This is a genomic window from Vibrio sp. 2130-1, from assembly GCF_033339515.1.
This window is the reverse complement of record NZ_JAWOUT010000700.1, coordinates 1-523: the sequence shown is the minus strand read 5'-3', so window position 1 is coordinate 523 and position 523 is coordinate 1. Positions and strand designations below refer to the sequence as shown.

Annotated in this window: 1 protein-coding gene; it reads left to right on the top strand. The window is 48.9% G+C overall.

Translation table 11 applies throughout. The annotated features are described in order from the left end of the window. A partial coding sequence (locus R7Q09_RS28220; protein WP_318144218.1) for an inorganic triphosphatase occupies positions 1-523 on the top strand: 523 nt, incomplete at both ends.

The following is a 523-nucleotide window of genomic DNA, read 5'->3' as shown; positions in this document are numbered from 1 at the left end:
CACGACATTGGTTTAAGAATTCGCCGTTTTGATGACGTTTTCGTCCAAACCGTAAAAACCGCAGGACGCGTTGTCGCAGGCTTACATCAAAGACCAGAATACAATGCTGAGCACACAAATAATGAACCGGATCTTTCGCTTCATCCTTCCGATATCTGGCCGTCAGGCAAAAATGTCGCGACTCTACAATCCGAGTTAGTTCCGCTTTTTTCGACTAACTTCACGCGTGAGCAGTGGCTGATTGGTATGCCAGATGGCAGCCAAGTAGAGGTCGCGTTTGACCAAGGCATGGTTGTTGCGCAAGGGGAAGACGGAGAAGAGAGACAAGAACCGATTTGTGAAGTCGAACTTGAACTCAAATCTGGCCAGACCGATGCACTATTTACCTTGGCGCGCAGTTTCTGCGAACAAGGTGGGATGCGTCTGGGTAACTTGAGCAAAGCCGCAAAAGGCTACCGTTTAGCGACTGGTTACACTGGCGACGAAGTGAAGCCGCTTTCTTTAGTGGACAGTAACAAAACAG